The sequence below is a fragment of the Streptomyces sp. NPDC127190 genome (genome assembly GCF_042672505.1).
In the GTDB taxonomy this organism is placed as follows: Bacteria; Actinomycetota; Actinomycetes; order Streptomycetales; family Streptomycetaceae; genus Streptomyces.
The window spans coordinates 165262-184350 of sequence record NZ_JBHXVE010000014.1 but is presented as its reverse complement, the minus strand read 5'-3'; the positions used below and the strand labels follow the sequence as shown (position 1 = coordinate 184350).

Here is a 19089-nt window from a genome sequence, read left to right as displayed (position 1 = left end):
CCGCCCTACTCCGCCGCCCGCACCGGCAGCGGATAGGGCGGGGGAGTGCCGCCGAACTCCGGACAGTGCGCCCGGTGATCGCACCAGCCGCACAGCTTCGTCGGCCGCGCCCGCCACTCGCCGGTCTCCGTCGCCTGCCGGATCGCCTCCCACAGCGCCAGCAGCTTGCGCTCCACCCGCTCCAGATCGGCCAGCACCGGGTCGTACGTCAGCACGTCCCCGCTGCCCAGATACACCAGCTGCAACCGCCGCGGCACGACCCGCTTCAGCCGCCACACCACCAGCGCGTAGAACTTCATCTGGAACAGCGCGCCCTCGGCATACTCCGGCCGGGGCGCCTTGCCCGTCTTGTAGTCGACGATCCGCACCTCACCGGTCGGCGCGACGTCCACCCGGTCGATGATCCCGCGCAGCCGCAGCCCCGACTCCAGCTCCGCCTCCACGAACAGCTCCCGCTCGGCGGGCTCCAGCCGGGTCGGATCCTCCAGCGTGAACCAGCGCTCCACCAGCTGCTCCGCCTCGCCGAGCCAGCCGGCCAGCCGCTCGCCCTCGGGATCGTCGGCGAACAGCTCGGTCACCTCGGGCCGGCTCTCCCGCAGCCGGTCCCACTGGCCCGGGATCAGCGACTTGGCCCGCGGCGCGGTCCGCTCCCCGGCCGGCGCGTCGAACAACCGCTCGAGCACCGCGTGCACCAGCGTGCCGCGGGTCGCCGCCGCGCTCGGCTTCTCCGGCAGCCGGTCGATCACCCGGAACCGGTACAGCAGCGGACACTGCATGAAGTCACTGGCCCGGGACGGAGACAAGGAGGTCGGCGCCACGGCCACCCGCTCCCCGCCGCCCGCCGCCGGCTCCGCCCCGGCCGCCGACGGCTCCGCTCCGGTTTCCCCCGGCTCCGCCCCGCCCGCGCCGGCCGGACCCGACGGGCCGATGCCGCCCGGCAGGGCTCCCGCGTCCTCGATGCTGCTGTCCATGCCCACGACCATACGGCCCGCCACTGACAGTGACCCAGCCGCCGCCCGCGCCGGGGTCGCGATCACACGGTGAACACGAGGGGTGCCGGGGCGGAACGTGCCACCACGGCCGCATACCATCGACCGGAGACCCTTCCGGCCGGCAGGTACGGAAGACGCTTCGAACGAGGGGACACCGTGGACGTGAGCGGCGGAAGCGGACAGCCGCGGTCCGGCAACGACGAGCCGGCCGAGCACCCCACCGGCCCTGCGACCCCGGCGCCCCACCCCGACCCCGCACCGGACCCGGAAGGAACCCGGCAGCCGGACAGCGCCCCCGGCGCCGAACCCGAGGACACGGCAGCCACCGGGCAGCCCACCGAGGACGCGCACGACCCGGGCGACGACAAGGCCCACCGGGACACCCCCGGTCCCCACCCCCACCCCGACCCCGACGCCCCCCGCTCGCTCGCCCACTCCGGCATCGCCAAGGGCGAACCGCCACAGCCGCGCGCCAAGGAACCCGGCGGCGGCATCCTCATGGGACGGCCCTTCGGCGTCCCCGTGTACGTCGCACCGAGCTGGTTCCTCGTCGCCGCCCTGATCACCTGGGTCTTCGGCGGCCAGCTCGACCGCGTCCTGCCCGAGCTCGGGGCTGCCCGCTACCTCGTCTCGCTGTTCTTCGCGGTCGCCTTCTACGCCTCCGTCCTGGTCCACGAGCTGGCCCACACCGTCGCCGCGATCCGCTTCAAACTCCCCGTCCGCCGCATCCAGCTCCAGTTCTTCGGCGGCGTCTCCGAGATCGAGAAGGAGGCCGAGACCCCCGGCCGCGAGTTCGTCCTCGCCTTCGTCGGCCCCCTGCTCTCCCTCGTCCTCGCGGGCCTCTTCTACCTCGCCATGAAGCCCGTCGAACCCCGCTCCGTCCCCGGCATACTGCTCGCCGGCCTGATGATCTCCAACCTCATCGTGGCCGCCTTCAACCTCCTGCCCGGCCTGCCCCTCGACGGCGGCCGCATGCTCCGCGCCGTCGTCTGGAAGATCACCGGCAAGCCGATGAGCGGCACCGTCGCCGCCGCCTGGGTCGGCCGCGCCCTCGCCGTCTCCGTCCTCATCGGGCTGCCCCTGCTCAACCAGTCCGGCGCCCTCGGCGGCAGCAGCACCGACACGGGCGGCATGGACACCGTCACCGACGCCCTGCTCGCCGCGATCCTCGCCGCGATCATCTGGACCGGCGCCGGCAACAGCCTGCGCATGGCCCGGCTGCGCGAACACCTCCCCGAACTCCGCGCCCGCGCCCTCACCCGACGCGCCGTACCCGTCGAGACCGACACCCCCCTCTCCGAAGCCCTGCGCCGCGCCAACGCCGCCGGCGCCCGCGCCCTCGTCGTCGTCGACGCCCACGGCCACCCCCTCGCCCTGGTCCGCGAGTCCGCCATCGTCGCCGTACCCGAACACCGCCGCCCCTGGGTCGCCGTCAGCGGCCTCGCCCAGGACCTCACCGAGGGCATGCGGGTCTCCGCCGAGCTGGCCGGCGAAGACCTCCTCGACACCCTGCGCGCCACCCCCGCCACCGAGTACCTCGTCGTCGAGGACAACGGCGAGATCTACGGCGTCCTGTCCGCCGCCGACGTCGAACGCGCCTTCGTACGCGCCATGGCCCGCCCCGGCTCCTGACCCCCCCGAGCCAGCCCCCCGGGCCCCCGCCACATGGTCGGCGGCCCCCGGAAAGGCCGGTAGTCTGGTCACATGTCCGAACCGACCGGTGCCGCCCGCAGGCGCGGGCCCTTCAAGGTCGGGGACCAGGTACAGCTGACCGACCCCAAGGGCCGCCACTACACGTTCACGCTCGAAGCCGGGAAGAACTTCCACACCCACAAGGGCTCCTTCCCGCACGACGAACTGATCGGTGCTCCCGAGGGCAGCGTTGTCCGCACCACCGGCAACGTGGCCTACCTCGCGCTGCGCCCCCTGCTCCCCGACTACGTCCTCTCCATGCCCCGCGGGGCAGCCGTCGTCTACCCCAAGGACGCGGGGCAGATCCTCGCCTTCGCCGACATCTTCCCCGGCGCCCGCGTCGTGGAGGCCGGCGTCGGCTCCGGCTCGCTCAGCAGCTTCCTGCTGCGCGCCATCGGCGACCAGGGCATGCTGCACTCCTACGAGCGCCGCGAGGACTTCGCCGAGATCGCCCAGGCGAACGTGGAGCGCTACTTCGGCGGCCCCCACCCCGCCTGGCAGCTCACCGTCGGCGACCTCCAGGACAACCTGTCCGACACCGACGTCGACCGCGTCATCCTCGACATGCTCGCCCCCTGGGAATGCCTGGAGGCCGTCTCCAAGGCCCTCGTCCCCGGCGGCATCCTGTGCTGCTACGTGGCCACCACCACGCAGCTCGCCCGGACCGTGGAGTCCATCCGCGAGATCGGCTGCTTCAACGAGCCGACCGCCTGGGAGACCATGATCCGCAACTGGCACATCGAGGGCCTCGCCGTCCGCCCCGACCACCGCATGATCGGCCACACCGGCTTCCTGCTCACCGCCCGCCGCCTCGCCGACGGCGTCGAGCCGCCCATGCGCCGCCGCCGCCCCGCCAAGGGCGCCTACGGCGAGGACTACGCCGGACCCAACGCCGACGGCGGCGCCGGCCGCTGACCGGCCCCGCCGGGCACCACACCGCCGCACGGCACACCACACGCCGTACCGGCACACACAGAGCACAACCCAAGGGCGCCGTGCCCGAGTTCCCACCGCACCACGGGAACCCGGGCACGGCGCCCGCACGTTGACACCACACCAGGACCGGCACCCCCACGCGCGCGGGCCGCACTCCCGCCGGCCGAAATCCCGGACCCCGCCGTTCCCCCGCACTGTGACGTGTGGCACCATGCTGGCCACCCCACCGGCACAGCCCTCACAGGAGACACTCCTCGTGCAGCAATCCGCCGTTCCGGAGCTCGCCCACACCCAGACCCGACCCATCCACTGGGTCGCCACCGCCACCGCAGTAGCCGGCGTGGTGGCCCTCTCCTCCGTCCTGCAACCCGGATCGGCCACGGCCGCCCAACGCATCCCCGCCACCGGCACCAAGCCCGCCCCCGCGGCCGCCGCACCTCCCGCCACCACCGGCGTGGCCTTCCCGCTGAACTGCGGACCCGTCAAAGCGCTCGTCGCCAAGAAGGCCAGCGGAGACCTCGACGGCGACGGCAGACCCGAAACCGTCGCCGTCGTGCACTGCGACTCCGCCATGGGCACCCCGCCCGACGGGGTCTACGTCCTCACCCGCCCCGCCGACGGCGGCACCCCACGCGTCGTCGCCACCCTCGTCGACCCCAAGGACCGGCTCACCGTCACCGACTTCACGCTGCACGCGCGCACCGTCGGCGCCACCCTGCTCGGCTACTCCTCGGACGACGTGCCCAATTGCTGCCCCGACCTGAAGACCCCGGCCAGCTGGCAGTGGAACGGCAACGCCTTCATCCGCTCCACCCCGGCCGCGGCCCACTCCGTCTGACCCCGGCCGAACCCGCCCCGGGCCCGGCTCACTCCGCGTCGGGCCCGTACACCTCGACGCTGTCCGAAACCCGACGCACATGGATGCACTCCCCGGGACACTCCCGGGCCGAGTCCACCACGTCCGCCAGCAGCGGCAGCGGCACCGGCACCGTCGCCCCCGGAGCCTGGAGCAGCTCCTCGTCCGCGCCCTTCACATACGCCAGCCCGTCGATGTCCAGCTCGAACACCTCAGGCGCGTACTGGGCGCAGATCCCGTCGCCGGTACACAGGTCCTGGTCGATCCAGACCTCCAGCGCCTCGCCGCCCGGGGCCTCCTGCTGCACGCTCATCTCTCCTGCCGTCGATACGCCGCGCGGCCCGGACACCCCGAGGGCCAGCCAGGTCCGCACCAGCGGCTGTTGAACACCCTCCGACCCTACCTCCGCCCGCGAACCGGCCACCGCCCACCACCGCCGGGTTTCCCCGCCACCCCACCCGGGTACGAGCGCCCGACCGAAACACGGCGCCCCACCCATCCCGGCCACCCCGCGAGCCGGAACTCACCGTGACAGCGCCCACTCGAACCATCGCTCTGCGTGATGATCGTACGAGCGCCCTCCGGGCTGCCCGCAGACACCCCCCAGCGGACAACTCCGGCCAACCGCGAAGGGTTTTGACCGCGCCATGCATGGAACAGACTGCTTTCCCCCGACGTTGAGTGGGTATCCCCTCCGTGCGAGGGAGAGCGCAACGGGTGACCGACGACACACCTTGACAGTCTTTGTGATCTAGGGGTTTCAATCGACACCCACCCAGGTAGGGTCTGGAAGCGTCCAGCTCCCCTTGGAGGAGGTGAGGACCGTGGCAGCCCACGACGACGACATGAACCGCGGCATCCGCCCGGGACGCGGGTCCGACGACCCGGCCGGGCAGATTGCCTACCTTGAGCAGGAGATCGCCGTCCTGCGCCGCAAGCTCGCCGACTCTCCGCGACACACGAGGATTCTCGAAGAGCGGATCGTCGAGCTGCAGACCAACCTGGCCGGCGTGTCCGCCCAGAACGAACGCCTGGCCAACACCCTCCGCGAGGCCCGCGACCAGATCGTGGCCCTCAAGGAAGAAGTCGACCGGCTCGCCCAGCCGCCGGCCGGCTTCGGAGTCTTCCTCGCGGCGAACGAGGACGGCACCGCCGACATCTTCACCGGCGGCCGCAAACTCCGGGTGAACGTCAGCCCAAGCGTCGAACTCGACGACCTGCGCCGCGGCCAGGAAGTCATGCTCAACGAAGCGCTCAACGTGGTCGAGGCCATGGAATTCGAGCGCGTCGGCGACATCGTCACCCTCAAGGAGATCCTCGAGGACGGCGAACGAGCCCTCGTGCTCGGGCACACCGACGAGGAGCGGGTGGTACGGCTTGCCGAGCCGCTGCTGGACGTCACCATCCGCCCCGGCGACGCCCTCCTGCTCGAACCCCGCTCGGGATACGTCTACGAGGTCGTCCCCAAGAGCGAGGTCGAGGAACTCGTCCTCGAAGAGGTCCCCGACATCGGGTACGAAGCCATCGGCGGCCTCGGCAACCAGATCGAGGCCATCCGCGACGCGGTCGAGCTGCCGTACCTCTACCCCGACCTGTTCAAGGAGCACGAGCTGCGCCCGCCCAAGGGCGTCCTGCTCTACGGCCCCCCCGGTTGCGGCAAGACGCTCATCGCCAAGGCCGTCGCCAACTCGCTCGCCAAGAAGGTCGCCGAAGTCACCGGCCAGGCCGCCGGCAAGAGCTTCTTCCTGAACATCAAGGGTCCGGAGCTGCTCAACAAGTACGTCGGCGAGACCGAGCGGCAGATCCGCCTCGTCTTCCAGCGTGCCCGCGAGAAGGCCAGCGAGGGCACACCCGTCATCGTCTTCTTCGACGAGATGGAATCCCTCTTCCGCACCCGCGGCTCCGGCGTCAGCTCCGACGTCGAGAACACCATCGTCCCCCAGCTCCTCGCCGAGATCGACGGCGTCGAGGGCCTCCAGAACGTGGTCGTCATCGGCGCCTCCAACCGCGAGGACATGATCGACCCCGCCATCCTGCGCCCCGGCCGCCTCGACGTGAAGATCAAGATCGAGCGCCCGGACGCCGAGGCCGCCAAGGACATCTTCGGCAAGTACCTCACCGAGCGCCTCCCCCTGCACGGAGACGACCTCACCGAACACGGCGGAGACAAGAGCGCCACGGTCCAGGCCATGATCCAGACCGCGGTCGAGCACATGTACGCCGAGTCCGAGGAGAACCGCTTCCTGGAGGTCACCTACGCCAACGGTGACAAGGAAGTCCTCTACTTCAAGGACTTCAACTCCGGCGCCATGATCGAGAACATCGTCGGCCGCGCCAAGAAGATGGCGATCAAGGACTTCCTCGAGAAGAACCAGAAGGGCCTCCGCGTCTCCCACCTCCTCCAGGCCTGCGTGGACGAGTTCAAGGAGAACGAGGACCTGCCCAACACGACCAACCCCGACGACTGGGCCCGCATCTCCGGAAAGAAGGGCGAACGGATCGTCTACATCCGCACCCTCATCACCGGCAAGCAGGGCGCGGACACCGGACGCTCCATCGACACGGTGGCCAACACCGGGCAGTACCTGTAACCACAGGGCGGCTGCGGGTGCCCACACCGGGTACCCGCAGCCGACTGCTTTCCAGGCCACGATCAGGCCACGACGGGGCCACGACCGCAGCAGGCAATTGACGCAAATGATCTCCCCACCAGCGCAAAGGCGTTCTAGGCTCGTTCCTACCGCCGAGTCGCGCAGTGCGGGGACGGGCACCGCACACGCGCCGCAGTACCAGCGGTACGCAAGCGACGCCCACGACCGAGGGTGCCGCCGGGCAAGGAGGGCCGCATGACCGTACGGCGAGTAATGGGCATCGAGACGGAGTACGGGATCTCCGTCCCCGGCCACCCGAACGCCAATGCCATGCTCACCTCGTCCCAGATCGTCAACGCCTACGCGGCGGCGATGCACCGGGCCCGCCGGGCCCGCTGGGACTTCGAGGAGGAGAACCCGCTACGCGACGCGCGAGGCTTCGACCTCGCCCGCGAGGCCGCCGACGCCAGCCAGCTCACCGACGAGGACATCGGCCTCGCCAACGTCATCCTCACCAACGGCGCACGCCTCTACGTCGACCACGCCCACCCCGAATACAGCGCCCCCGAGGTCACCAACCCCCGCGACGCCGTCCTCTGGGACAAGGCCGGCGAACGCATCATGGCCGAGGCCGCCGAACGAGCCGCCCAGCTCCCCGGCGCCCAGCCCATCCACCTCTACAAGAACAACACCGACAACAAGGGCGCCTCCTACGGCACGCACGAGAACTACCTGATGAAGCGGGAGACCCCCTTCTCGGACATCGTGCGCCACCTCACGCCCTTCTTCGTCTCCCGCCAGGTCTTCGCCGGCGCCGGCCGCGTCGGCATCGGCCAGGACGGACACGAACACGGCTTCCAGCTCAGCCAGCGCGCGGACTACTTCGAGGTCGAGGTCGGCCTCGAGACCACGCTCAAGCGCCCCATCATCAACACCCGCGACGAACCCCACGCGGACGCCGAGAAGTACCGCCGCCTCCATGTGATCATCGGCGACGCCAACCTCTCGGAGATCTCCACCTACCTCAAGCTGGGCACGACCGCCCTGGTCCTGTCCATGATCGAGGACGCCTTCATCGCCGTCGACCTCGCCGTCGACCAGCCCGTCCGCACCCTCCACCAGGTCTCCCACGACCCGTCCCTCAAGCGCCTGGTCACCCTCCGCAGCGGCCGCACACTCACCGCGGTCCAGTTGCAGATGGAGTACTACGAGCTGGCCCGCAAGTACGTCGAGGAACGCTACGGCGCCGACGCCGACGACCAGACCAAGGACGTCCTCAGCCGCTGGGAGGACACCCTCACCCGGCTCGAGAACGACCCCATGAGCCTGGCCGGCGAACTCGACTGGGTCGCCAAGCGCGAACTCATGGAGGGCTACCGCCGCCGCGACGGCCTCGACTGGGACGCCGCCCGGCTCCACCTCGTCGACCTCCAGTACGCCGACGTACGCGCCGAGAAGGGCCTCTACAACCGCCTCGCCGCCCGCGGCCGCATGAAGCGGCTCCTGGACGAGTCCGAGGTCGACCGCGCCCGCACGCAGCCCCCGGAGGACACCCGCGCCTACTTCCGCGGCCGCTGCCTCGAGCAGTACGCCGACGACGTGGCGGCGGCAAGCTGGGACTCGGTCATCTTCGACCTTCCCGGGCGGGACTCGCTCCAGCGTGTCCCAACCCTGGAACCGCTACGCGGAACGCGAAATCACGTCAAGGAACTGCTGGACCGCTGCCGCACCGCGGAAGACCTGGTCAGGGTCCTGTCAGGCGGCTGAGCGGGCCAGCGGGTACCCGGTGGGCCCCGGGCGGGCAGGGTGGAAACCCGGCCCGCCAGGGAATCATCGCAGTGGCCCCCGTACGTTGCAGAAACTGCGGGGCCGATGTCGGACCCGGCTTGTAGGGTCTGATCATCACCGATCGGCAGGCTAACTGAGCGGGGTGAGGGTTATGGCAACCAAGGACACCGGCGGCGGTCAGCAGAAGGCCACGCGCTCGACCGAGGAGGTCGAGGAGCAGGCGCAGGACGCGCAGGCCTCGGAGGACCTGAAGGAACGGCACGAGAAGCTGTCGGACGACGTGGACTCGGTGCTGGACGAAATCGATGACGTACTCGAGGAGAACGCCGAGGATTTCGTGAGGTCCTTCGTTCAGAAGGGTGGCGAGTGATTTCACCTTTGGTTCAAAGGTGAAGTCGGGGGATTCTCGGGGTGAGTCAAGAGTCAGCTTCGAGGCGCTGCTCGCGGTGCAAGCAGCAACTGCCGCGTTCGGCGTTCGCAAGCAACAGGTCCACGTCCGATGGCCTCCAGGCGTATTGCCGGGAGTGTGCTGCCACGTACTACCGGCAGCGTCAGGAGGCCAAGGGCAAGAAGGTCCGGGAGAAGGTACCTGTCCCGCAGGGGCACAAGCGCTGCCCGCAGTGCGAAGTGGTGAAGCCATTGTGCGAATGGGAGCGCAACAAGTCCTCCTCGGACGGTTGGGCGAGCTACTGCCGTGCGTGCCGGGCGGAGCGGAACAGGGTCAGCTACTTCAAGCGCAAGTACGGTCTCACTGAAGCCGAGCGCGACCTGCTGGTCGCCTCCCAAGGTGGCGTCTGCTGCATATGTCTTGCGGCTCCGCCCGCACATGTGGATCACTGCCATGAGACGGGTAGGGTCCGTGGCGTACTGTGCTTCAGCTGCAACGCCGCGCTGGGGCAGTTCAAGGATCGGCCCGATGCAATAAGGCGGGCTGCTGCCTATGTGGAAGGAATCGCGTGGAAGCCAACACTCGTAGCACCGGGCGTCTACCAGCTGCCTTCCTGACGCCTGGGTCCTCGTCCTTCATGGACTTCCTCTCCGAGCACCAGCCCGAGCTGCTGCCCGGCAACCGTCAGCTGCCCCCCACCCAGGGGGTGATCGAGGCGCCGCACGGGACGACCATCGTGGCCGTCACGTTCCCCGGTGGCGTGGTGCTGGCCGGTGACCGCCGGGCCACGATGGGCAATGTGATCGCTCAGCGGGACATCGAGAAGGTGTTCCCGGCGGACGAGTACTCGGCCGTCGGTATCGCCGGCACCGCCGGTCTGGCCGTGGAGATGGTCAAGCTCTTCCAGCTGGAGCTGGAGCACTTCGAGAAGGTCGAGGGTGCTCAGCTGTCGCTGGAGGGCAAGGCGAACCGGCTGTCGACGATGATCCGGTCCAACCTGGGCATGGCCATGCAGGGGCTGGCCGTGGTCCCGCTCTTCGCGGGCTATGACCTGGACCGGGAGAGGGGGCGCATCTTCTCGTACGACGTGACGGGCGGCCGGAGCGAGGAGCACCACTTCGCGGCGACCGGGTCCGGCTCGATCTTCGCGCGTGGTGCGATGAAGAAGCTGTTCCGTGACGACCTGACCGAGGAGCAGGCCACCACGCTGGTGGTGCAGGCGCTCTACGACGCGGCAGACGACGACTCGGCGACCGGTGGTCCCGATGTCGCCCGCCGGATCTATCCGATCATCACGGTGATCACCGAGGACGGCTACCGCCGGCTCACCGAGGACGAGTCCTCCGAGCTCTCCCGTGCGGTGCTGCAGCGGCGCCTGGAGGAGCCCGACGGCCCGAAGGCGGCGCTGCTCTGAGGCGTGTGCCCGGTTTCTTTTCAAGGTGATCCAGTGACCATGACAGAAAGGGACGGATAACCGGTGTCGACGCCGTTCTATGTCTCACCCCAGCAGGCCATGGCGGACCGTGCGGAGTACGCCCGGAAGGGCATCGCCCGGGGTCGCAGCCTGGTGGTCATGCAGTATGCCGACGGCATTGTGTTCGTCGGTGAGAACCCGTCCCGTGCGCTGCACAAGTTCAGCGAGATCTACGACCGGATCGGTTTCGCGGCCGCCGGTAAGTACAACGAGTACGAGAACCTGCGTATCGGTGGTGTCCGCTACGCGGATCTGCGCGGTTACACCTATGACCGTGATGACGTGACCGCGCGTGGTCTGGCGAATGTGTACGCGCAGACGCTGGGCACGATCTTCTCTTCGGCGGCGGAGAAGCCGTACGAGGTGGAGCTGGTCGTGGCGGAGGTGGGGGAGACCCCGGAGGGGGATCAGATCTACCGGCTGCCGCATGACGGGTCGATCGTGGACGAGCACGGTTCGGTCGCGGTGGGTGGCAATGCCGAGCAGATCAGCGGTTTCCTGGACCAGCGCCATCAGGACGGGATGAGCCTGGCGGAGGCGTTGAAGCTGGCCGTGCAGGCGCTGTCGCGGGACACCAACGGCACCGAGCGGGAGATTCCGGCGGAGCGTCTGGAGGTCGCGGTGCTGGATCGTACGCGGCCGCAGAAGCGCAAGTTCAAGCGGATCGTGGGGCGTCAGCTGTCGCGTCTGCTGGCGGCGGACGGCGCCGCCACGGAGGCGGAGAGCGCGGAGGAGCCGGAGGGCGAGTAGTCCTTCGTCGCTGTGTGTGTCGGGGTGCCCCGGTCGGTTGTCCGGCCGGGGCTTCCTGCTGCCCGGGGGTGGTCAGGGGGTCGGTGGGGGCGCTGTGGAGCCGCGGACGACGAGTTCGACGGGGATGTCGCCGCTGCGGGGTTCGCGGCCGTCCAGGACGGCCAGGAGGGCGTGCATGCCGCGTTCGCCGAAGAGCTCGGCGTCGAGGCGGACGGTGGTGAGTTCGGGGTCCATGGCGGTGGCGAGGGCGAGGTCGTCGAGGCCGGTGACGGAGATGTCGTCGGGGATGCGCAGGCCGAGGCGGCGCAGGGCCTTGTAGGCGCCGGCGGCGAGTTTGTCGTCGTCGCAGACGACGGCGGTGGGGCGGGGGCCGGGGGTGCGCAGGGCCGTCTCGGTGGCGGCGCGGGCGTCTTCGATGGAGATGGGGGCGCGGGCGGTGCTGAGGTGGGTGCCGGGTACGGCGGCCAGCTGGGCGGCGAGTTCCCTGGCGCGCATCTCGAAGGTCCAGGAGGGGACGTCGGCGGCGAGGTGGAGGACGCGGCGGTGGCCGAGGCCGAGGAGGTGGGCGGCGACCTGGCGGATGCCGTCGGCGATGTCGAGGTTGACGGTGGCGGCGCCGAGGCTGCCGTGGGGGTCGCTGTCGAGCATGACGAGGGGGAGCTGGTCGCCGCGGATGGCGGTGAGGGCGTCGGCGGCCATGGAGGAGGCGATGACGCCGTCGAGTGCGGCCTGTGCGGAGGCGAAGGGGTCGCGGGCGGGGCCGATGCCTTCGGGCGAGGGGTAGAGGACGACGCCGAAGCCGTTCTCGGCCGCGACGCGGGCGGCTCCGGTGTAGACGCCGCCGTAGAACTCGGTGGTGAGGGCGGGGACGACGAGGAGCACGGTGCGGGTGTGGCCGAGGCGGAGGTTGCGGGCGGCGAGGTTGGGGCGGTAGCCGAGGTCGTGGGCGGCTTCGCGGACGCGCTGGGCGGTGGTCTCGGAGACGCGGCCGCGCCATTTGTCGCCGAGGACGAGCGAGACGGCCGCCTGGGAGACGCCGGCGGCCTGGGCGACGTCCCGGCTGGTCGGGCGCGTGCTGCTGCGTGCCACCGTGGGCCTGCTCCTCTGTGTGGGTGGGGTCGTGTGCGGTGCGGGTCGGGTTCCGCCGTGTGGACGGGTGAACTGCGCACATGGTACGTATGAGAGGGGACGTTATACGTAACACTTCGGTGTGCTCCGGGTCGACGCGGTGCACCGGGCGGGCCGGCGGAGGGCAGGACATGGCCACGGGATATCTGGAGATACTCCGGGCGCGGCACGCGCTCCGGCTGCTGACCGGCACCCTGGTGGGCCGGCTGCCGAACGCGACCGCGGCGATCGCCCTGGTGCTGTTCGTCCGCGCGGAGGGCGGAACCTACAGCCTGGCGGGTGCTCTGGCGGCCGTGTACGGGGTCGCCAACGCGGTCGGTCAGCCGGTGCTGGGGCGGCTGGTGGACGTGTACGGGCAGCCGCGGGTGCAGTTGCCGGCGGCGGTGCTGTCGGCGCTGGCGATGGCGGTGTTCGCCTTCAGCGGCACCGGTCCGCTGCCGCTCGCGTATGCGGCGGTCGCCCTGTCGGGGCTGTTCGCTCCGCCGCTGGAGGGTGGTCTGCGGGCGCTGTGGCCGTCCGTGGTGCGCGGTGAGGAGCAGGTGCACGCGGCGTACGCGATGGACGCGGTCGCGCAGGAGATCATGTACACGGTGGGGCCGCTGCTGGTGACGGTGTGCGTGTCGCTGTGGGACGAGCGGGTGGCGCTGCTGGTGCTGAACCTGCTGGGTGTGCTGGGCGCGCTGTCGGTGGTGGTGTCGCGGCCTTCGCGCGCGTGGCGGTCGGCGCCGCGGGAGGCGCACTGGCTGGGTGCGCTGCGTTCGCCGGGTCTGCTGGTGCTGCTCGCGGCGTTCCTGTTCGTGGGCATCGCGCTGGGCTCGATCACGGTCGCCTCGGTGTCGTACGCGGACGGGCACGGTGGTGACGCGGTGTACGGCTGGCTGATGGCGGGGCTGGGGCTCGGCGCGCTGGCCGGGGGGACGGTCTACGGTGCCCGGCGGTGGGCGGGGGCGCCGGAGCGGCGACTGCGGGTGCTGGTGGCGCTTCTGGCGGTGTGTTACCTGCCGTTGATGCTGCGGCCGCAGGCGCCGGCCATGGTGGTGCTGAGTGTGGTGTCGGGGGTGTTCCTGGCGCCGTGCATCGCGTGCGCGTTCATCATCGTGGACCGGCATGCGCCGCGGGGTACGGTCACCGAGGCGTTCTCGTGGCTCGTGACGACGTTCACGGTGGGTGCGTCGGTGGGAACGGGCCTGGCCGGGCCGGTGGTCCAGGCCGGTGGCACGCTGTGGGGTTTCGCGCTGCCGGGGGCCTCGGGGGCGGTGTCGTTGCTGGTGCTGCTCACCACCGGAGGGGTCCTCGCAGCTCCCGCGCGGGGCGGGGTCGTTGCGGCTTCATCGGAAAATGATCCAAATCGTGCTGTCGAACCCCGTTTCAGCTCGGGGGATCGGGCGTAATGTTCCCTCATGGACCGCCGCATTTTCGGGCTGGAGAACGAGTACGGCGTCACGTGCACGTTCAGGGGACAGCGCCGCCTGTCTCCTGACGAGGTGGCGCGGTACCTCTTCCGCCGTGTCGTGTCATGGGGCCGCAGCAGTAATGTCTTTCTGCGAAACGGCGCCCGGCTCTATCTCGACGTGGGCTCACATCCGGAATACGCGACACCCGAATGTGACAACGTGATCGAACTGGTCACCCACGACAAGGCCGGCGAGCGCATTCTCGAAGGACTCCTGGTGGACGCGGAACGACGCCTGCACGAGGAGGGAATCGCGGGCGACGTCTACCTCTTCAAGAACAACACCGACTCGGCGGGCAACTCGTACGGCTGCCATGAGAACTACCTGGTGGCGCGGCACGGGGAGTTCTCGAGGCTCGCGGACATCCTCATCCCGTTCCTGGTCACGCGGCAGCTGCTGTGCGGGGCGGGGAAGGTGTTGCAGACCCCGCGCGGGGCGGTGTACTGCGTGAGTCAGCGCGCGGAGCACATCTGGGAGGGTGTCTCGTCGGCCACGACGCGTTCGCGGCCGATCATCAACACGCGCGACGAACCGCACGCGGACGCCGAGCGGTACCGGCGGCTGCATGTCATCGTCGGTGACTCGAACATGTCCGAGACGACGATGCTGCTGAAGGTCGGTGCGACCGATCTGGTGCTGCGCATGATCGAGGCGGGCACGGTGATGCGCGATCTCACCCTGGAGAACCCGATCCGGGCGATCCGCGAGGTGAGTCACGACATCACGGGCCGCCGCAAGGTGCGGCTGGCCAGCGGGCGGGAGGCGTCGGCGCTGGAGGTGCAGCGCGAGTACTTCGACAAGGCCGTGGACTTCTGCGACCGGCGCGGTATCCGCACGGGTACGGTCGCCCAGGTGCTGGAGCTGTGGGGCCGTACGCTCGACGCGATCGAGACCGAGGAACTGGACCGGATCGCCACCGAGATCGACTGGGTCATGAAGTACAAGCTCATCGAGCGGTACCGGGCGAAGCACAACATGACCATGTCGCATCCGCGGGTGGCGCAGATAGACCTCGCCTACCACGACATCCACCGCCGTCGTGGTCTGTACTACCTGCTGGAGAAGAAGGGCCAAGCGGCCCGGGTCTGCAACGACTTGAAGATCTTCGAGGGCAAGTCGGTTCCGCCGCAGACCACTCGGGCCCGGCTGCGGGGCGACTTCATCCGCCGGGCGCAGGAGCAGCGCCGGGACTTCACGGTCGACTGGGTGCACCTGAAGCTGAATGACCAGGCGCAGCGCACGGTGTTGTGCAAGGACCCGTTCCGTTCGGTGGACGACCGGGTGGAGAAACTGATCGCCGGAATGTAGTGCGCGGGAACGCCACACGGGCGCCGTACGTTTCCCGTACGGCGCCCTTCTCACGCCGTAGAGTTGCGCGCACGCCATCCGCAAGATCGACCGATTACGAGGCTGTTCCGTGCGCCGACGTTCACTTCTTCTCGCCGCCGTACCCGCAGGACTGGTGACGCTCGCCGGTTGTGGTGACGGCAAGTCCGGCTCCGGCAAGACCGGTGCCTCGCCGGCGGCCTCGGTGTCCGCCGCGCCGCCGCCCAAGATCGTGGAGGGGCCGCTGCCGGCCGTCACCGCGGGGACGAAGTTCGGGGAGAAGCCGACGGTCGCCAAGGGGCCGGGGGAGCCGTCGAAGAACCTGGCGGTGAAGACGCTCATCGCGGGCAATGGCCGTCCGGCCGTGGAGAACGACTTCATCAAGGCCCACTATCTCGGTCAGATCTGGGACACCGGCAAGGTCTTCGACAACTCCTACGACCGCAAGCGCCCGCTGGTCATGCAGCTCGCGCAGGGCAGCATCATCGACGGCTGGCGGTATGCGCTCACCGGCAAGAAGGTGGGCAGCCGGGTCGAGATCGCCGTCCCGCCGGCCTTGGGGTACGGCTCGGCCGGGCAGCCGCAGGCCGGTATCAAGGGCACCGACACGCTGGTCTTCGTCATCGATCTGATGGAGGTCTACGACTCCAAGAGCTCCGCGCACGGCGACCCGGTCCCGCAGACCGACGCGTCGCTGCCGAAGGTGGCGACCAACACCGACGGCACCGTGCCGAAGGTGACGATCCCGAAGACCGACCCGCCGAAGAAGCTGGTCTCGGAGTATGTGCTGGAGGGCGACGGCGAGGAGCTGAAGGCCGACCAGACCATCCTGTGCCAGTTCCAGGGCCTGGTGTGGGAGTCCGGCAAGACGTTCCAGCGGACGTACGGTTCCGGGCGGCTCAGCCAGTTCTCGCTGGAGCAGATCGGGCAGGTGATCAAGGGGCTGTCGCAGGGCCTGACCGGCAAGAAGGTGGGCAGCCGGGTGCTGATCGTGGTGCCGCCGGAGCTGGGTTACAGCACGCTTCCGCAGGGCGGTGTCATCAAGAAGGACTCCACGCTCGTGTACACGGTGGACATCCTGGCGGCGATGTAGCCGGCCCGGGCCGGTGGCCGACGAAAGAGGCGCGGGGATGAAAGACTGTCCGTGTTTGATGTCGTACACACGCAGGAGCTTTTGACGTGAACATCGAGAAGCCCGAGGTCGACTTCCCCGAGGGTGCGCCTCCGGCGGATCTTGAGATCAAGGACATCTGGGAGGGCGACGGCGAGGTGGCCCAGGCGGGTCAGACCGTCACCGTCCACTACGTGGGTGTGGCCTTCAGCACGGGCGAGGAGTTCGACGCCAGCTGGAACCGTGAGACGCCGTTCCGCTTCCCGCTGGGTGCGGGCCGTGTCATCCAGGGCTGGGACCTGGGTGTGCAGGGCATGAAGGTCGGTGGCCGACGCCGGCTGACCATCCCCGCCCACCTCGCCTACGGCGACCAGAGCCCGACCCCGGCGATCAAGCCGGGCGAGACCCTGATCTTCGTGGTGGACCTCCTCGCGGTCTGATCCACCGGTGATCCGCGTCTGATCCGGTGCGGTCCGTGCCTGCTGTGCCGGCCTGTCCGACCGGATCCGATCACCTGGGGCCCATGCCTGTCCGGGCATGGGCCCTCGGCTTTTGTGACCGCGCCACGGAGCGGTACGGTCATCGTTCGTAAGCACCATAGGGAAGGCGAAGGGCGTCGATGGCCATTGCCAAGGCCGAGCGGCTGATGAACCTCGCGCTGTGCCTGCTCGGAACACGGCGGCCGCTCAGCAAGCGTGAGCTGCGCGAGTCGGTCGAGGCCTACATCGAGGCGGGCTCGGACGACTCCTTCAACCGGATGTTCGAGCGGGACAAGGACGACCTGCGCGAGCTGGGCCTGGTCATCGCGACCGTGGAGAACATCGAGGGCGAGGTCGGCTATCTCGCCCGCCGCGACAGCAACCGGCTGCCCCCGATCACCCTGGACGCCGAGGAGGCCGCCGCGCTCGGCCTGGCCGCGAAGGTCTGGCAGCAGGCCCGGCTCGCCGGCGCGGCCAGCGGTGCCCTGCAGAAGCTGCGGGCCGCGGGCCTGCCCGAGGACGTCGACCCGTACGAGGCCCATGGCGCGCTGGAGCCGCGCATCCCGGTGCACGAGGCCGCCTTCGAACCGCTGATGCTGGCCTGCCGGGACCGCCGTCCGGTCGTCTTCGACTACCGCAAGGCGTCCGCCGCGCACCCCGAGACCCGGACCGTGGAGCCCTGGGCGCTGGAGTGCTGGCGCGGCCACTGGTACCTGGCCGGCTTCGACCGGGACCGGGGCGCCGAGCGGGTCTTCAGGCTGTCCCGGATCACCGGCCGGGTCCGCTCCCGCGGTACGCCGTTCACCGCGCCCGTGCCGGACGTGGTCACCGTGCGGGAGACGGTGGCGAGCTGGGCGGGCGAGATCGCCGACCGCTCCGCGCTGATCCGGCTGCGCTCCGGCGCCGGTTACCCCCTTCGGGCGAAGGCCACCAAGGTGCGGGAACTCGGCGACGGCTGGGACGAGTTGGAGATTCCGTACGGGCACGGCCTGGACGCCTGGCTGGTCGAGTTCGGGCCGGACGTGGTGGTCCTGGAGCCGGCCGAGCTGCGTGCGGACGTGGTGGACCGGCTGCGCGCCGTGGCCAAGGACTGAGAGGGGGAGCGGCAGTGGCAGGCAAACCGGTCAGGCCCGTGAACGCCATCGACCAGACCCGGCGGATGCTCTCCCTGGTGACCTATCTGCGCGAGCGCCCCGGCGCCCGGATCGCGGACGTCGCCCGGGCCTTCGGCATCACCGAGGACGAGCTGGTCGCCGACCTGGATCTGCTGCCCATGTGCGGCACCAGCTTCCGCGGCGGCGATCTGCTGGACATCGACACCGACGGCGAGCGCATCTGGTGGCACAACCCGGCCGCGCTCGGCGAGGAGGCCGCCGAGCCGCTGCGGCTCGCCGCGGACGAGGCGACCGCGCTGCTGGTGGCCGCCCGCGCGGTGGCCACCCTGCCGGGCCTGCGGGAGAGCGACCGGCAGGCGCTGCTGCGCGCGACCGCCAAGGTGGAGACCGCGGCCGGGGAGGCCGCGGGCGCCAGCTCCCGGCTGTCGGTCACCTTCGAGTCCGAGGGCGGGGTCTTCGCCGACGTGGACCGGGCGATCTCCGAGCGGCGCCGGCTGTGGATCCGCTACTACTCGCCCGCGCGGGACGAGGTCAGCGAGCGGGAGATCGACCCCATCCGCCTGGTCAGCGTCGGCCACACCTATGTGGAGGCCTGGTGCCGCCGCTCGGAGGCCCGCCGCACCTTCCGGCTCGACCGGGTCGCCGAGATCAGAATCCTGGACGAGCCGTCCGCGCCGCCCGAGATAGAGCTGCGCGACCTGTCCGAGGGGCTGGTGCAGCCGGCCGCCGAGGATCCCGAGGTGGTGATCGAGGTGGGGCCGGGCGGCCGCTGGGTCGCCGAGTACTACCCGCACGACAGCGCGGACGAACTGCCCGACGGCGGGCTGCGGATCACTCTGCGCACCCCCGATCCGGCCTCGCTGCGCCGGCTGGCGCTGCGGCTCGGCCGGGACGGCCGGATCGTCTCCCCGCCGGAGCTGGCCGAGAGCGCCCGGACGGCGGCCGCGCAGGCGCTGGCGGCGTACGACACGGCGCCGGCGGAGTGAGCGGCCGGCACCCGGAAGGCGGC

General features: G+C 70.2%; 18 protein-coding genes. 15 read left to right on the top strand and 3 right to left on the bottom strand.

All coding sequences use genetic code 11. The features are described 5' to 3' along the window. Positions 1–5: 5 nt before the first annotated feature. Positions 6–971, bottom strand: a complete 966-nt coding sequence (locus ACFVIU_RS22485; protein WP_385844545.1) for a RecB family exonuclease — start codon at positions 969–971, stop codon at positions 6–8. Between the two features lie 177 nt (positions 972–1148). Between ACFVIU_RS22485 and ACFVIU_RS22480 the strand changes: the two genes are divergently transcribed. The 3 genes from ACFVIU_RS22480 to ACFVIU_RS22470 all read left to right on the top strand — a co-directional run bounded on the left by ACFVIU_RS22480 (position 1149) and on the right by ACFVIU_RS22470 (position 4458). Beyond that, positions 1149–2624 (top strand): site-2 protease family protein, encoded by a 1476-nt coding sequence (locus ACFVIU_RS22480; protein WP_385844544.1) that lies wholly within the window; start codon positions 1149–1151, stop codon positions 2622–2624. Positions 2625–2696: 72 nt separating this feature from the next. Then, positions 2697–3599 carry a tRNA (adenine-N1)-methyltransferase gene (locus ACFVIU_RS22475; RefSeq protein ID WP_184971000.1) on the top strand — a complete coding sequence of 301 codons (903 nt, stop codon included), beginning with the start codon at positions 2697–2699 and terminating at the stop codon, positions 3597–3599. Between the two features lie 277 nt (positions 3600–3876). Then, positions 3877–4458 (top strand): hypothetical protein, encoded by a 582-nt coding sequence (locus ACFVIU_RS22470; RefSeq protein ID WP_385844543.1) that lies wholly within the window; start codon positions 3877–3879, stop codon positions 4456–4458. 28 nt (positions 4459–4486) lie between these two features. Here ACFVIU_RS22470 and ACFVIU_RS22465 read toward each other — a convergent pair whose 3' ends face one another. Further along, complete coding sequence (locus ACFVIU_RS22465; protein WP_385844542.1) at positions 4487–4789, bottom strand: ferredoxin; 303 nt, start codon at positions 4787–4789, stop codon at positions 4487–4489. A 511-nt stretch (positions 4790–5300) separates the two neighbouring features. Here ACFVIU_RS22465 and arc point away from each other — a divergent pair. The 6 genes from arc (at position 5301) to prcA (ending at position 11467) form a co-directional block, all read left to right on the top strand. Next, complete coding sequence (gene arc / locus ACFVIU_RS22460) at positions 5301–7067, top strand: proteasome ATPase (RefSeq protein ID WP_385844541.1); 1767 nt, start codon at positions 5301–5303, stop codon at positions 7065–7067. Positions 7068–7322: 255 nt separating this feature from the next. Next, positions 7323–8834 carry a depupylase/deamidase Dop gene (dop, locus tag ACFVIU_RS22455; RefSeq protein WP_385844540.1) on the top strand — a complete coding sequence of 504 codons (1512 nt, stop codon included), beginning with the start codon at positions 7323–7325 and terminating at the stop codon, positions 8832–8834. A 172-nt stretch (positions 8835–9006) separates the two neighbouring features. Continuing rightward, positions 9007–9225: a ubiquitin-like protein Pup gene (locus ACFVIU_RS22450; RefSeq protein WP_020939002.1), complete on the top strand. Its 219-nt coding sequence runs from the start codon at positions 9007–9009 to the stop codon at positions 9223–9225. Between the two features lie 41 nt (positions 9226–9266). Continuing rightward, positions 9267–9860 (top strand): endonuclease VII domain-containing protein, encoded by a 594-nt coding sequence (locus tag ACFVIU_RS22445; RefSeq protein WP_385844539.1) that lies wholly within the window; start codon positions 9267–9269, stop codon positions 9858–9860. Then, positions 9812–10657 (top strand): proteasome subunit beta, encoded by an 846-nt coding sequence (prcB, locus tag ACFVIU_RS22440; RefSeq protein WP_385844538.1) that lies wholly within the window; start codon positions 9812–9814, stop codon positions 10655–10657. The genes ACFVIU_RS22445 and prcB overlap by 49 nt, the downstream gene beginning before the upstream one ends. 63 nt (positions 10658–10720) lie before the next feature. Beyond that, positions 10721–11467, top strand: coding sequence for a proteasome subunit alpha (prcA, locus tag ACFVIU_RS22435; RefSeq protein WP_385844537.1), 747 nt, complete (start codon positions 10721–10723; stop codon positions 11465–11467). Positions 11468–11539: 72 nt separating this feature from the next. On the opposite strand, the gene ACFVIU_RS22430 is transcribed toward prcA, so the two are convergent. Next, on the bottom strand, positions 11540–12556 hold the full coding sequence (locus tag ACFVIU_RS22430; RefSeq protein ID WP_385844536.1) for a LacI family DNA-binding transcriptional regulator: 1017 nt from the start codon (positions 12554–12556) through the stop codon (positions 11540–11542). Positions 12557–12726: 170 nt separating this feature from the next. Between ACFVIU_RS22430 and ACFVIU_RS22425 the strand changes: the two genes are divergently transcribed. The 6 genes from ACFVIU_RS22425 (at position 12727) to ACFVIU_RS22400 (ending at position 19066) form a co-directional block, all read left to right on the top strand. Next, entirely contained in the window at positions 12727–13986 is a 1260-nt protein-coding gene (locus ACFVIU_RS22425; protein ID WP_385844535.1) for an MFS transporter, read from the top strand. A gap of 9 nt (positions 13987–13995) precedes the next feature. Beyond that, complete coding sequence (gene pafA, locus ACFVIU_RS22420; protein ID WP_361250545.1) at positions 13996–15357, top strand: Pup--protein ligase; 1362 nt, start codon at positions 13996–13998, stop codon at positions 15355–15357. A 109-nt stretch (positions 15358–15466) separates the two neighbouring features. Next, positions 15467–16468 carry an FKBP-type peptidyl-prolyl cis-trans isomerase gene (locus tag ACFVIU_RS22415; protein WP_385844534.1) on the top strand — a complete coding sequence of 334 codons (1002 nt, stop codon included), beginning with the start codon at positions 15467–15469 and terminating at the stop codon, positions 16466–16468. Between the two features lie 86 nt (positions 16469–16554). Continuing rightward, positions 16555–16926 (top strand): FKBP-type peptidyl-prolyl cis-trans isomerase, encoded by a 372-nt coding sequence (locus ACFVIU_RS22410; protein WP_385844533.1) that lies wholly within the window; start codon positions 16555–16557, stop codon positions 16924–16926. A 179-nt stretch (positions 16927–17105) separates the two neighbouring features. Then, positions 17106–18059 carry a helix-turn-helix transcriptional regulator gene (locus tag ACFVIU_RS22405; RefSeq protein WP_385844532.1) on the top strand — a complete coding sequence of 318 codons (954 nt, stop codon included), beginning with the start codon at positions 17106–17108 and terminating at the stop codon, positions 18057–18059. Positions 18060–18073: 14 nt separating this feature from the next. After that, entirely contained in the window at positions 18074–19066 is a 993-nt protein-coding gene (locus tag ACFVIU_RS22400; RefSeq protein WP_385844531.1) for a helix-turn-helix transcriptional regulator, read from the top strand. Positions 19067–19089: the final 23 nt, after the last annotated feature.

What these genes read in the sequence shown, in the direction of transcription:
- ACFVIU_RS22485 (WP_385844545.1), bottom strand. Translation starts at nt 971, where the DNA reads ATGGACAGCAGCATCGAGGACGCGGGAGCCCTGCCGGGCGGCATCGGC.
- ACFVIU_RS22475 (WP_184971000.1), top strand. Translation starts at nt 2,697, where the DNA reads ATGTCCGAACCGACCGGTGCCGCCCGCAGGCGCGGGCCCTTCAAGGTC.
- ACFVIU_RS22465 (WP_385844542.1), bottom strand. Translation starts at nt 4,789, where the DNA reads ATGAGCGTGCAGCAGGAGGCCCCGGGCGGCGAGGCGCTGGAGGTCTGG.
- dop (WP_385844540.1), top strand. Translation starts at nt 7,323, where the DNA reads ATGACCGTACGGCGAGTAATGGGCATCGAGACGGAGTACGGGATCTCC.
- ACFVIU_RS22450 (WP_020939002.1), top strand. Translation starts at nt 9,007, where the DNA reads ATGGCAACCAAGGACACCGGCGGCGGTCAGCAGAAGGCCACGCGCTCG.
- ACFVIU_RS22425 (WP_385844535.1), top strand. Translation starts at nt 12,727, where the DNA reads ATGGCCACGGGATATCTGGAGATACTCCGGGCGCGGCACGCGCTCCGG.
- pafA (WP_361250545.1), top strand. Translation starts at nt 13,996, where the DNA reads ATGGACCGCCGCATTTTCGGGCTGGAGAACGAGTACGGCGTCACGTGC.
- ACFVIU_RS22405 (WP_385844532.1), top strand. Translation starts at nt 17,106, where the DNA reads ATGGCCATTGCCAAGGCCGAGCGGCTGATGAACCTCGCGCTGTGCCTG.